Source organism: Delftia sp. WSY_10 (assembly GCF_043104705.1).
Classification (GTDB): Bacteria; Pseudomonadota; Gammaproteobacteria; order Burkholderiales; family Burkholderiaceae_C; genus Comamonas; species Comamonas tsuruhatensis.
In genome coordinates this window covers 119,958-133,403 of record NZ_JBICKY010000012.1, presented here as the reverse complement: position 1 = coordinate 133,403, position 13,446 = coordinate 119,958, and the positions used below count along the sequence as shown (strand labels likewise).

Annotated in this window: 9 protein-coding genes; 5 read left to right on the top strand and 4 right to left on the bottom strand. The window is 67.6% G+C overall.

Annotation, left to right across the window (positions count from 1 at the left end):
* The first annotated feature begins 74 nt into the window (after positions 1-74).
* The 3 genes from ACF8ML_RS02720 (at position 75) to ACF8ML_RS02710 (ending at position 5,263) form a co-directional block, all read left to right on the top strand.
* Entirely contained in the window at positions 75-1,391 is a 1,317-nt protein-coding gene (locus ACF8ML_RS02720) for a DUF3422 family protein (protein ID WP_016445737.1), read from the top strand.
* Positions 1,392-1,531: 140 nt separating this feature from the next.
* On the top strand, positions 1,532-2,329 hold the full coding sequence (locus ACF8ML_RS02715) for an SDR family oxidoreductase (RefSeq protein WP_392406219.1): 798 nt from the start codon (positions 1,532-1,534) through the stop codon (positions 2,327-2,329).
* 183 nt (positions 2,330-2,512) lie between these two features.
* Positions 2,513-5,263, top strand: a complete 2,751-nt coding sequence (locus ACF8ML_RS02710; RefSeq protein WP_046984437.1) for an EAL domain-containing protein — start codon at positions 2,513-2,515, stop codon at positions 5,261-5,263.
* On the opposite strand, the gene ACF8ML_RS02705 is transcribed toward ACF8ML_RS02710, so the two are convergent.
* A complete protein-coding gene (locus ACF8ML_RS02705; RefSeq protein ID WP_016445740.1) occupies positions 5,238-6,149 on the bottom strand; it encodes a DMT family transporter in 912 nt (303 codons plus the stop codon). The genes ACF8ML_RS02710 and ACF8ML_RS02705 overlap by 26 nt on opposite strands.
* A 141-nt stretch (positions 6,150-6,290) precedes the next feature.
* On the opposite strand from ACF8ML_RS02705, the gene ACF8ML_RS02700 reads away from it, so the two are divergent.
* On the top strand, positions 6,291-7,271 hold the full coding sequence (locus ACF8ML_RS02700; RefSeq protein WP_392406216.1) for a quinone oxidoreductase family protein: 981 nt from the start codon (positions 6,291-6,293) through the stop codon (positions 7,269-7,271).
* Positions 7,268-8,092, top strand: a complete 825-nt coding sequence (locus ACF8ML_RS02695) for an NUDIX domain-containing protein (RefSeq protein ID WP_392406214.1) — start codon at positions 7,268-7,270, stop codon at positions 8,090-8,092. The genes ACF8ML_RS02700 and ACF8ML_RS02695 overlap by 4 nt, the downstream gene beginning before the upstream one ends.
* 21 nt (positions 8,093-8,113) lie before the next feature.
* Here ACF8ML_RS02695 and ACF8ML_RS02690 read toward each other — a convergent pair whose 3' ends face one another.
* The 3 genes from ACF8ML_RS02690 to ileS all read right to left on the bottom strand — a co-directional run bounded on the left by ACF8ML_RS02690 (position 8,114) and on the right by ileS (position 13,424).
* Entirely contained in the window at positions 8,114-9,778 is a 1,665-nt protein-coding gene (locus ACF8ML_RS02690) for a Na/Pi cotransporter family protein (RefSeq protein WP_016445743.1), read from the bottom strand.
* A gap of 256 nt (positions 9,779-10,034) precedes the next feature.
* Complete coding sequence (lspA, locus tag ACF8ML_RS02685) at positions 10,035-10,550, bottom strand: signal peptidase II (protein ID WP_016445744.1); 516 nt, start codon at positions 10,548-10,550, stop codon at positions 10,035-10,037.
* Positions 10,551-10,568: 18 nt separating this feature from the next.
* Positions 10,569-13,424: an isoleucine--tRNA ligase gene (gene ileS / locus ACF8ML_RS02680; RefSeq protein WP_016445745.1), complete on the bottom strand. Its 2,856-nt coding sequence runs from the start codon at positions 13,422-13,424 to the stop codon at positions 10,569-10,571.
* Positions 13,425-13,446: the final 22 nt, after the last annotated feature.

Genomic DNA, 13,446 nt, shown 5'->3' with positions numbered 1-13,446 from the left:
AGCTGTTGATCCCGGATGGCAGGAGGACGCAGCGCCCGTGCCTGCACAATAGCGCGCAGTCTTTCGAGGTCACGATGTCCCCACTTCTGTCATCCCAGCACCCGCTGCGCGTGCTGCTGCACAACGAGATCCATGCGCGTCCAGCCGAGGAAATGCAGGCGCCGCTGGCCATCACCCACGTGGTGATGCTCACCGACGCGGCCCAGCGCGAGGCCAGCCGCGCCCATGTGGCCACCCTGCTGCGCAACCACCACCTGCCCCCGCCCGATGCGGCGACCACGCATGTGCTCATCGATCTGGGCGCCTTTCACCTGCGCTGGGAGCTGCACACGGAATTCGTCTGCTGGACCTTCAGCAAGCCCATGTCGCAGGCCGGCATGGACGATGTGCGCGAGCCCGAGGCCGCCATCGACTACGTGCCGCGCGACTGGCTGGCTGCATTGCCTGGCCAGTGCCTGAGCGGCCTGCACCTGTGGGCCTTGCAGGAACAGGCGATCAACGAGCCGCACCTGGTGCGCCACCTGCTGCAGGAAGACACGCTGGTGGGCGCACGCGTGGCCGGCGATGCGGGCAAGGTCTACACGGACTTCGCCATCCATGCCGATGGCTTCTCGCGCATGCTGCTGCTGGCCGGCGAATCGCTGTCGCCGCGCCGCCTGGGGCGGCTGGTGCAGCGCCTGCTGGAGATCGAGACCTACCGCATGGCGGCCTTGCTGGGCCTGCCTGCCGCCCGCCAGGCCGCTGCCGTTCTGGCCACGGCCGAGCGGGACCTGGCGGCCCTGGCCCATTCCATCCGCCTGGCGGACCGCGATGCCGAGCCGGCGCTGCTGGACCGGCTCACGCGCCTGGCCGGGCAGGTGGAGAGCGAGTACGCCACCACGCACTCGCGCTTTTCCGCCAGTGCGGCCTATTTCGAGCTGGTGGACAAGCGCATTCAGGACATCCAGGAATCACGCATCGACGGCATACAGACCATCCGCGAGTTCATGGACCGGCGCCTGACGCCGGCGCGCAGCACCTGCGAATGGGCGGCGCGGCGGCAGAACGCGCTGTCCGAGCGCGTCTCGCGCGTCAGCAGCCTGCTGCGCACGCGCGTGGAGATCGAGCAGCAGCAAAGCAGCCAGCAACTGCTGGGCGCCATGAACCAGCGCCAGGACATGCAGCTCAAGCTGCAGTCCACGGTGGAAGGCCTGTCCGTGGCCGCCATCACCTACTACTTCACGGGCCTGATCAGCTATCTGGCCAAGGGCGCCAAGGCCCTGGGCTGGCCCTGGTCGCCGGAGAGCACGGCCGCCGTCGCCATTCCCGTGGTGGCGCTGGGTGTGTGGTGGTCCTTGCGCAGGCTGCACCACAGGCTGTTCCGTGGCCAGCACGGCGGCGGCGCGCATTGAAGGCAGCGCCAGGGGCTCGCCGGTGCGCCGGCGAGTTCACGTTTTCTCACGTTTGGCGTGAAAGCGTCGAAGCCTCGCGCACAATGTGCGCTGCCGTTCTGCAAGGATCGAGCAAGGTTGTGTTTGTTCAGGAGTGAGACATGGATCTGGGAATCGCGGGCAAGTGGGCCCTGGTATGTGGCGCCAGCAAGGGCCTGGGCTTTGGCTGTGCCAAGGCGCTGGCGCAAGAGGGTGTGAACCTGGTGATCAATGCGCGCAATCCCGAGGCCCTGCAGGAGGCCGCGGCCAGCCTTGCGGCCCTCGCGCCGCAGGTGAAGGTGCTGGCCGTTGCCGCCGACATCACCACCGAGGAAGGCAGTGCCGCCGTGCTGTCGGCCGCCGGCGGCCCGGGCGTGGATTTCGATATCGTCATCACCAATGCGGGCGGCCCGCCTCCCGGCGATTTCCGTGACTGGGACCGCGCGGCCTGGCTCAAGGCCGTGGACGCCAACATGCTCACGCCCATCGAGCTGATCAAGGCCACGGTGGACGGCATGGCGGCACGCGGCTTCGGCCGCATCGTCAACATCACGTCCAGCGCCGTGAAGGCGCCCATCGACATCCTGGGCCTGTCCAACGGCGCGCGCAGCGGCCTCACGGGCTTTGTGGCGGGCCTGGCGCGCAGCGGCATCGCGGCCAAGGGCGTGACCATCAACAACCTGCTGCCCGGCAAGTTCGACACCGACCGCCTGCGCACCACCTTCACGGCCGCCGCCAACAAGAGCGGCAAGAGCCTGGACGATGTGCGCCTGGTGCAGCAATCCCAGGTGCCGGCGCGCCGCTTCGGCACGCCCGATGAATTCGGCGCCATCTGCGCCTTCCTGTGCAGCGCCCACGCAGGCTACATGACGGGCCAGAACATCCTGCCCGACGGTGGCCTGTACGCAGGAACCTTCTGATGCGCCAGGGCACTGCGACCATGACCGCCTCCGGAGCCCGCAAGCCCCGGGCAGTGCCAGGCATGGCCGCGCAGTTGCAAACGGGCGGCGGACAGGGGCGGTCTTGAAAACCCCGGCCCTGCATCGCGGCCAGCGGCCTCGCCGCAGCCTGCCCATGTCGCATGCCATGCAGGGAGCCGGGAGATGAGCGAACTGTCCCACCAGACGGACTGGTCGCAGGCGATTGCAGGCCCCTCCGCGCGCCCGGCGGCTGCGCTCAGTCCCCCAGGCGTGCGCCATACCCTGGGCCTGATGCTCGTGCTGCTGACGGTGGCCCTGGCGGCCGCCGTCGTCTGGCTGCTCAGCGGCATGCGCACCACCGCGCAGGAAGAGGCATCGCTGCGCCTGGTGCGCTTTGTGCTCGGTACCGAGGCGGCCATCAGCCGCAGCCTTGAATCCCTGGACGCACTGGCCATGGGGGTGGATGAATGGCTGGGTTCGCGCGATCCCGCATCGGCCTCGCAGCCGCAACTGCAGGAGATGCTGCACGCCATGGAGCGGCAGAACACGCTGGCGCGCCGCGCCTCCGTGCACGACTCCAAGGGCCGCGAGCTGGCGGCTTCGGGCGATGGCCCGGCCATTGATCTGCCGGCCCAGGCCTGGGAGCGCCTTGCGGCCCAAAGCCGCTCAGAATTGCTGGCCAGCCCGCCCTCCGTGGCGCCGCAGCCGCCGGGCGGCGAGCGCATGCTCTATCTGGTGCGCCCGCTGAGCCGTGCGCAGCAGGGTGGCTATGTGCTGATGCAGGTGCCGGTGGCGGCGCTGGGCGCGGTGCTGGCCCAGGGCGGCGTGCTGGACGGACTGGAAGTCACGCTGGAGCAGGGCAGCGGCGAGCTGCTGCTGTCCATGCCCCCCTACGGCGAGGCCTCGGCTGCGCGGTTGCTGCCGGCGACATCGCAGTTGGCGTCCAGCGGCGTCATGCCCATGGCCGCACGCCTGAGCCGCGTGCCCGCCCTGGTGGCCGCGCATCCGCTGCCCAAGGGCAATCTGTGGGTCACGGCCAGCCTGCCCATGTCCTCCGTGCTGGCGGGCTGGCGTGTGGCGGCCTGGCTGATGGTGCTGGCCGTGATGATCTTCGGCGTGCTGCTGGCCATACTGGGCTGGACGGTCCACCGCTACATGGATCGCCTGCATGCCGCGCGCCGTCAGGCACAGCGCTCCGAGCAATGGCTGGACCAGGCGCTGGACAGCATGGTCAGCGGCTTTTTGCTGCTGGATTCACAGCAGCGCGTGCTGCGCTGGAATCGCTGCTACGAGGAGATGTTTCCATGGCATGCGGATCAGCTGGAGCCCGGCCGGCCCCTGCAATCCCTGCTGGATGCCAGCCCCAGCGCCGTGGGTCTGGTGGCGGCGCCGGAGCAGATCGATGAGGCGAAGGACCTGCACCGGCAACTGGTGCTGCGTCCTGGCGTCCCCATGGAGCAGCAACTGGCCAGCGGCCGTTTCGTGCAGATGACGGCGCGCCCGGCTGCCGAGGGCGGCGTGGTCATCACCTACAACGATGTCACCGATATCCGGCTGGCCACGGCCGAGATCGAAAGCCTGGCCTTCTACGATCCTCTGACCAGCCTGCCCAATCGCCGCCTGCTGCTGGATCGCCTGGCCCAGGCCACGGTGCTGGCTGCGCGCGAAGGCTGGACCGGGGCGCTGCTGTTCCTGGACCTGGACCAGTTCAAGATGCTCAACGACACGCTCGGCCATGAAGTGGGCGACCAGCTGCTGCAGCAGGTGGCGCACCGGCTGCGCAGCGCCGTGCGCTCTTCGGACACGGTGGCGCGCCTGGGGGGCGATGAATTCGTGGTCATGCTCTGCGAGCTGTCGCACGAGCCTGCCGAGGCGGCCACGCTGGCCCAGCGCATTGGCGAGAAGATCCTGGCGCGGCTCAACCAGTCCTATGTGCTGGGTGCCCACCTGCACCGCAGCGCCTGCAGCATTGGCGCCACGCTGTTCGGCCGCCAGCCGCAGTCGGCGGCCGAGCTGCTCAAGCAGGCGGACATCGCCATGTACCAGATCAAGGCGCGCAACGGCAGCGGCCTGTGCTTCTTCGATCCGCAGATGCAGGTGGAGATCCACCAGCGCGTGCGCATGGAGGGCGACCTGCGCCAGGCCCTGGCGCAGTCCCAGTTCGAGCTGCACTACCAGCCCCAGTTCACGCTGGCAGGCGAGGTCATCGGTGCCGAAGCCCTGCTGCGCTGGCGCCACCCCGAGCGCGGCCTGGTGCCGCCCGGCATGTTCATCGCCGTGGCTGAGGAAAGCGAGATCATCGTGCCGCTGGGCATGTGGGTGGTGCGCACGGCCTGCGAGCAGCTGGCTGCCTGGCAAAAGGATGCGCGGCTGCGTCATCTGCAGGTGGCCGTGAATGTCAGTGCCCGCCAGTTCCGCCACCAGGACTTTGCCTCCCAGGTCATCGAGCAGGTGCGCAGCGCAGGCATCGCCCCCCATCTGCTCAAGCTGGAGCTGACCGAGTCGCTGGTGATCGAGAACGTGCAGGAGTCCATCGCCAAGATGAAGCAGCTGCGCAGCCATGGCGTGTGCTTTTCCATGGACGACTTCGGCACCGGCCATTCCTCGCTGACCTACCTCACCCAGCTGCCGCTGAACCAGCTCAAGATCGACCAGTCCTTCGTGCGCCACCTGGGCATGCGCCATACCGACGATGTGATCGTGCAGACCATCATCGGCATGGCTCGCAACCTCAACCTGGATGTGATCGCCGAAGGCGTGGAAACGCTGGAGCAGCGCGCCCTGCTGGCGCACTACGGCTGCGAGTACTTCCAGGGCTATCTGTTCAGCCCGCCCGTTCCCATCCGCGCGTTCGAACAGCTGCTGGCCAAGGTGCCCGTGCGCACCGCGGCACACGGCCTGCCCAAGGCTATCCCCGGCGCGAAGACACCATGATGCCGCCCACGATGAGTACGAACGCCAGGCCGTGGTACAGGCGCGGCGCTTCGCCCAGCAGCGCGATCGACAGCAGGGCGGTGAACAGCGGGATCAGATTGCCGAAAAAGCCCGCCACGGCCGGGCTGCTGCGCTGCACGCCCAGCCCCCAGAAACGGTAGGCCAGGATGGCCGGGCCCAGGGCGATGAACAGCAGTGCCCCGCCCAGCGGCCAGCCCCACTGAATGTGGAACTGGCCCATGGCCATCTCGCCGCCTGTGAACAGGCCGGACCATACCAGGCCGAAGACCATCTGGGCCAGCAAAAAGCCTGCCCAGTCCGAGCGCAGCCGCTGCGGGACTTGCGCCTTGGACAGCAGCCAGGTGTAGAGGGCCCAGACCATGGTGGCCAGCACCATGAACAGATCGCCGGGCACGAGCTGCAGATGCAGCAGCAGCTCGGGATCTCCGCGCGAGAGCACCACGGCCACGCCCAGCATCGACAGCAGTGCGCCCAGCAGTTGGCGCCGGCTGACGGGAATGCCCCATACGATGCGGCCCAGGGCCAGCATCCACACCGGCATGCTGGAGCTGACCAGGGTGACGTTCAGCGGCGTCGAGGTCTTGAGCGCCAGATACAGCAGCGCGTTGTAGCAGCCGATGCCCAGCAGGCCCAGCACGGCGAACTGCCGCCAGTGGCTCCAGGTGCCGCTGCTGCGGCCCAGTGCCCATCCTGCCAGCGGCACAAGCAGGACAAAGGCAATGGCCCAGCGCAGGAAGTTCAGCGCAAACGGCGAGATCAGGTCATGGACCAGGCGGCCCACGATGGCGTTGCCGGCCCACAGCAGGGGCGGCAGCGTCAGGATGGCGGCGGTGGACAGCTTCAGCGGCGGGCTCGTGTGGCTCATAGGCCCGCCACTATAGGTGCTGCGAACGCTCTTTGCCGGCCTTGCGCCAGTCCTGTGCGGGCCCGGTGCAGCGTCTTGCGCGTGGCCTCCCGAAACATGGCACGATGCCGCTCTTGTTGGTTTTTTGCAGGAGTGCATCCCATGGGTATTGCAGTGCAGATCCGCCACAACGGCGGCCCCGAAGTCCTGGAGCTGGTGCAGGTCGCCGTGGGCGAGCCCGGGCCGGGCCAGGTGCGCATACGCCACCATGCGGTGGGCCTGAACTTCATCGATGTCTACCAGCGTTCGGGCCTGTACTCGCTGCCCATGCCCTTGAGCCTGGGCATGGAGGGCGCAGGCGTGGTCGAGGCCGTGGGAGAGGGCGTGCAGCACCTGGGCGTGGGCGACCGCGTGGCCTATGCCAGCAATCCGCCGGGCAGCTACAGCGAAGTGCGTGTCATGCCCGCCATGTGCGTGTGCCGCCTGCCCGACGCCATCGCGTTCGAGACGGCTGCCGCCATGATGCTCAAGGGCCTGACGGCCCAGTACCTGCTCAAGAAATGCATTCCGGTGGAGGGCCTGGCACCGGGTGATGCCGTGCTGTTCCATGCGGCGGCCGGTGGCGTGGGCCTGATTGCCTGCCAATGGGCCAGGGCCATTGGCCTGCAGCTCATCGCCACGGCAGGCTCGGACGAGAAGTGCGCGCTGGCCCTGGCCAACGGCGCGGCCCATGCCATCAACTACCGCAGCGAGAACTTCGCCGAACGCGTGCAGGAAATCACGGGCGGCCAGGGCGTGAAGGTGGTCTACGACAGCGTGGGCAAGGACACCTGGGAAGGCTCGCTGGCCTGCCTGCGGCGCTTTGGGCTGATGGTCAGCTTCGGCAACGCATCCGGTCCCGTGGCGCCTTTCGCACCCGCCGTGCTGGCCGCCAAGTCGTTGTATGTGACGCGCCAGACCCTGTTCTCCCACATCACCAGCCGCGAGGCCACCCAGGCCATGGCCGACGATTTGTTCGCCGTGGTGGAAAGCGGTGCCGTGAAGATCCACATCGACCAGCGCTATCCGCTGGCCGAGGTGCGCCAGGCCCATCTGGACCTGGAGGCACGCAGGACCACGGGCTCCACCATCTTGCTGCCATGAACGGGGAAAAGAGCCCAGCCGACCCAGGCGTGCAGGCATGGCTGAACCGGGTGCGCGCCGCAACCCGCCAGCCTGCGCTGCAGCCGCGCCGGCCGCTTCAGGTGGCGGCAGAGGAAATCGGTTCGCTGGAAGATGGGCTGGCTGCGCAGTTGCCGGACGGGGTGATGCAGGCCCATGGCGTGGCGCTGCGGCAGCAGGCCGGCCACTGGCACCTGCAGGGCGAAGGTGATGCCACGGCCCTGCTCAACGCCCTGGCGCGCGTGCTGCGAGCCTGCGGCCACAGCGGCCCCTGGCGCAATGAGCAACTGGCCGTGTGCAACGGCCAGGGCCAGCGCATTGGCACCGTGGAGCGTGGCGCCGTGCGTCCGCTGGGCATTGCCACCCTGGCCGTGCACCTGGTGGGCGAGACCGCCGACGGCCGCATCTGGGTGCAGCAGCGCGCCGACAGCAAGCCCACCAACCCCGGCATGTGGGACACGCTGATGGGCGGCATGGTGGCCGCGCACGATACCCTGGAACAAGCCGTGCAGCGTGAAACCTGGGAAGAGGCCGGCCTGCGCGTGGGCGAGCTGCAGGGCCTGTGCCATGGCGGCCACGTACTGTTCGAGCGCCCCAGCGACGAGGCCGAGGGCCGTGGCTTCATGCGCGAACGCATCGACTGGTTCAGCGCCACCGTGCCGGCTGCGCTGGAGCCCAGCAACCAGGATGGCGAGGTGCAGGCCTTTGCACTGATAGAGCGCGACCAGCTCGTGCAATGGCTGCTGCAGGACCGCTTCACGCCCGAGGCCGCCCAGGTGCTGGCGGCCTGGCTGGGCTGGTGAACGGGCAAGGCTTGCTGCGCCTCAGCGCGCCGCCTTGTCCAGCGCCGATTCCTTGAGCCGGCTGGGCGCCAGGGCGCCGGCCGATTCCAGGATGGGATAGGCCACAGAGCACAGCAGCGAGTTGATGCGCTTGAGGTCGCTGATGAGGTCGATGTGCAGCGAGCTGGTCTCTATGCTGGAGACGGTGTTGTCGGACAGGCGGGCCAGGTGGGTGGCCGAGTAGGCCAGTTCCAGATCGCGAAAGCGCGCCTTTTCCTCCAGCAGCTTCTGGGCCTCGCGCACATTGCCGTTGAGAAAGACGCTCATGGCCAGGCGCAGATTGTCCAGCAGGTGGTGCAGCAGCTCGCGGATCTCCTGCGTGCCGGCCTCGGAAAACTGGCGGCCCTTCTTGATCTTCTTGTCCTCGATGTCCAGCAGCACGCGCTCGATGATGTCCCCGATCTGCTCCATGTTGATGGTGAAGCTGATGATTTCGGTCCAGCGCTGGCCCTCGCGTTCGTCGAGTTCGGCGCGCGAGATCTTGGTCATGTAGTACTTGATGGCCGAGTACAGGTCGTCCACCGTGCCTTCGAGTTCGCGCAGCTCCTGGGACAGCTTGAGGTCGTCGGTCTCCAGCACGCGCTGCATGCCGATCAGCATGGACTCGACCATGTCGGCCTGGTGCAGGGCCTCGCGCGCGGCGCAGGAAATGGCCAGCGACGGCGTGCTCAGCGCCGAGGGGTCCAGGTGGCGGGGCCGCAGCAGGCTGGTGGAGCTGGCCTCGGGCTTGGGCAGCAGGGCCGTCACCCAGCGCGCCACGGTCTGCGTCAGGCCGATGAAGCACAGGCTGTTGAAGATGTTGAAGGCCAGGTGGAACAGCACGATGTTCTGGCCCTTGCCGTCGATCAGCGGCATCACATAGGTGGCCCACAGCCCCAGGAAGGGCGCCACGATGGCCACGCCCATGATCTTGAACAGCATGTTGCCGATGGTGACCTGGCGCACTTCCACGCTGGACTTGGCCGTGGTCAGCACGGCCACCAGGCCGCTGCCGATGTTGGCACCCAGCGTCAGGCCCAGCGCCACTTCCATGGGAATCGCGCCCGAGCTGGCCATGGCCGCGATCAGCAGCACGATGGCCAGGCTGGAATAGGCCATCACGGCCAGCAGCGCACCCAGCAGCAGCTCCATGAAGATGTCGCTGGTGACAGAGGCCAGCAGGGTGCGCACGGCGGGGGCTTCCAGCAGCGGCTCGGTGGCATCGACCACCAGGCGCAGGGCCAGCAGCATCACGCCCAGCCCGATGAGCACGCGGCCTATGCGCCCGGCCGTGGTGTCCTGGCGCGTGATGAACAGCACCACGCCGACAAAGATGAACAGCGGCGACAGCCAGGACAGGTCGGTGGAGAACAGCACGGCCATCAGCGCCGTGCCCACGTCGGCGCCGCGCATCACGGCCAGCGCGGCCGGCAGCGAGATCAGGCCCTGGCCCACGAAGGCCGAGGTCATCAGCGAGGTCGCCGTGCTCGACTGCACCAGCGCAGTCACGCCCAGGCCGGACAGCGCGGCCGAGAAGCGGTTGCTCATGCTGTGGGCGAGCAGGTTGCGCAGGTTGGCGCCGAACACCCGCAGCACGCCGGTGCGGACCATGTGCGTGCCCCAGACCAGCAGGGCGATGGCGGCCAGTAGATTGAGTAAGTGCTTCATGTGCTGTGAGCGGAGAAGCGGACCAATATAACCCCGGTCCCGGCTTGCGCGCAGGAGAGTCGGCCGCATGAGCGCACAGTTTGGTGCGAAATAAGGAAAATTGTAGAAATAAAACGAATCGAAAAGAATTTCGGTTGACCCAAAACGCACTCAGGAAAACCCGAGGAAAACCCGCCGGCATGCAGCCGGTGGCCCCCTCAATGAAAAAGCCCCTCGCAAGAGGGGCTGGCGGCGGCGGCTCCGGTTGCGGCAGGGATCAGGCGCCCTTGGCCCGCCGTGCGCGCAGCACCTCGTCCAGGATCAGCAGGGCCGCGCCCACGCTGATGGCGATGTCGGCCGCATTGAAGGCCGGAAAGTGCGAACGGCCCCAGTAGAAGTCCAGGAAGTCCACCACGTAGCCGTGCTGCAGGCGGTCCACCACGTTGCCGATGGCACCGCCCAGGATGCTGGCCAGCGAGAAGCAAAACAGCTTCTGCCCCGGATGCTTGCGCAACTGCCAGACGATGAGCAGCGTGGCCGCCGCGCCGATGCCCACGAACAGCCAGCGCTGCCAGCCACCGGCTCCAGCCAGAAACGAGAAGGCCGCCCCCGTGTTGTGGGCCCGCACGATATTGAAAAAGCCCGTGATCGGCGTCCAGTCGCCCAGCTGGTAGGCATCAAGGATCCACTGCTTGGTGAGCTGGTCGATGGCGATGATCGCCAGCGACCAGGCCAGCCAGGGCCAGATGCGGCGGCTGCGGGATTCGGGGACTGCGGCAAAGCTAGGGGTCATGGCAGCGCCTCGGTGGGATTACGCCTTGCGGCGCTCTTCGCCGGCACCGTGCAGGTTGCTGTCGCAACGGCCGCACAGGCTGGGGTGCTCGGGGTTGATACCCACGTCGGCACGGTAGTGCCAGCAGCGGTCGCACTTGGCATGGCTGCTGGGTGTGACGGCGGCCTGCAGCGTCTCGCCCGCCAGGGCCTCGGCGGCCGAGGTGATGAAGACGAACTTCAGGTCGTCGCCCAGGCTTTGCAGCAGGGCCAGGTCTTCGGGCTGCGCCGAGACACGGACTTCGGCCTGCAGCGAGGAGCCGACCCGGCCTTCGGTGCGCACGGCCTCGATGTCCTTGTTCACCACGTCGCGGATCTCGCGCAGGCGGGCCCACTTGGCCAGCAGGGCCTCGTCGCCGGCCGGCAGGTCGGTGTAGGTCTCCAGGAAGATGGACTCGCTGTCGCCGAAGACCTTCCAGGCCTCTTCGGCCGTGAAGGACAGGAAGGGCGCCATCCAGCGCAGCATGGCGTGCGTGATCTGGTGCAGCGCGGTCTGGGCGCTGCGGCGGGCCAGGCTCTTGGGCGCGCTGGTGTACAGGCGGTCCTTGAGCACGTCCAGGTAGAAGCCGCCCAGGTCTTCCGAGCAGAACAGCTGCAGCTTGGCCACCACGGGGTGGAATTCGTAGACCTTGTAGTGGGCCAGCAGCTCGGCCTGGAACTGGGCCGCGCGGGCCAGGGCCCAGCGGTCGATTTCCAGCAGATCTTCGGTGGCAACCGAGTCTTTCGCCGCGTCGAAGTCGCTGACGTTGGCCAGCAGGAAGCGCAGCGTGTTGCGGATGCGGCGGTAGGCGTCCACCACGCGGGCCAGGATCTTGTCGTCGATGCCCAGGTCGCCCGAGTAGTCGGTCGAGGCCACCCACAGGCGGATGATCTCGGCGCCCATCTTGTTGCTCACGTCCTGCGGGGCGACGGTGTTGCCCAGCGACTTGGACATCTTCTTGCCCTGGCCGTCCACGGTGAAGCCGTGGGTCAGCAGGCCGCGGTAGGGCGCGCGCCCGAAGATGGCCGAGGCCAGCAGCAGCGACGAATGGAACCAGCCGCGGTGCTGGTCATGGCCTTCCAGGTAAAGGTCGGCCTCGGGGCCCTGGTCGTGGTGCATGTCGGCGTGCGTGCCGCGCATCACATGCCAGAAGGTGGAGCCGGAGTCGAACCAGACTTCGAGGATGTCGGTGCTCTTGGTGTAGTGCACGGCTTCCTCGGCGCCCAGGATGTCCTCGGCCGTCACGCGGCTCCAGGCCTCGATGCCGCCTTGCTCGACCATGGCGGCGGCCTGGTCGATGATCTCCATGGTGCGCGGATGCAGTTCGCCGCTGTCCTTGTGCAGGAAGAAGGGCAGGGGCACGCCCCAGCTGCGCTGGCGCGAGATGCACCAGTCGGGCCGGCCGGCGATCATGTCGCGCAGGCGGGTCTTGCCGTTCTCCGGGTAGAACTGGGTGTGCTCGATGGCTTCCAGCGCGATCTGGCGCAGCGTCTGCGCGGGCTTGTCACCGGGCTTGGTGAACACTCCCTCGCCCTCATCCATGCGGATGAACCACTGGGCGGCGGCGCGGTAGATCACCGGCGTCTTGTGGCGCCAGCAGTGCGGGTAGCTGTGGGTGATGGTCGTGGTATCCAGCAGGCGGTCGCCCAGCTTGAGCGCATCGATGATGACGGGGACGGCCTTCCAGATGTGCTGGCCGCCGAACAGCGGCAGCTCGGGTGCGTAGACGCCGTTGCCCTGCACGGGGCTCAGGATGTCATCGCGCGTCATGCCGTTGTTCATGCAGCTGTTGAAGTCGTCCACGCCGTAGGCGGGGGCCGAGTGCACGATGCCGGTGCCGTCATCGGCCGTGGCGTAGTCGGCCAGGAACACGGGCGAGACGCGGTCAAAGCCCTTGTCCACGTGGGCCAGCGGGTGCTTGAACTGCAGGTGGTCCAGCTTCCTTCCCACGGCGGTGGCAAGGACCTGGCCTTCGAGCTTCCAGCGTGCCAGGCATTTGTCGACCAGGGCGGAGGCCACGATCAGCAGGCCGCGCTCGGTATCCACCAGGCTGTATTCCAGCTCGGGGTTGACGTTGAGCGCCTGGTTGGCGGGGATGGTCCAGGCCGTCGTCGTCCAGATGACGATGAAGGCGGGCTTGGCCAGCGAGGTCAGGCCGAAGGCGGCCGCCAGCCTGTCGGGCTCGGCCGTGGGGAACATCACGTCCAGCGTCTGGCTTTGCTTGTCGGCGTACTCGATCTCGAACTCGGCCAGCGAGGAGCCGCAGTCAAAGCACCAGTACACCGGCTTGAGGCCGCGGTAGACGAAGCCGCGCTCCATGACACGCTTCAAGGCGCGCAGCTCGGCGGCCTCGTTGGCGTAGTTCATGGTCTTGTAGGGATGGTCCCAGTCGCCGAGCACGCCCAGGCGCTTGAAGTCCACCATCTGCTGGGCGATCTGCTCGGTGGCGAATGCACGGCTCTTGGCCTGCATCTCGTCGCGCGGCAGATTGCGGCCATGCAGCTTTTCGATGGCGTTCTCGATGGGCAGGCCGTGGCAGTCCCAGCCCGGCACGTACATGGCGTCGAAGCCCTCGAGCTGGCGGCTCTTGACGATCATGTCCTTGAGCGCCTTGTTCACCGCATGGCCGATGTGGATCTTGCCGTTGGCGTAGGGCGGGCCGTCGTGCAGGATGAACTTGGGCGCACCGTGGCGCGCATCGCGCAGCTTCTTGTAGATGCCCTTGTCCTCCCATTCCTGGACCCAGCCCGGCTCGCGCTTGGGCAGATCGCCGCGCATGGGGAAGGGCGTGTCGGGCATGTTCAGCGTGGCGCGATAGCCCGCATTGGCGTTGGGAGAGACTTTCGAATCAGACATGGAGAACCTTGAAAGCAGGCCA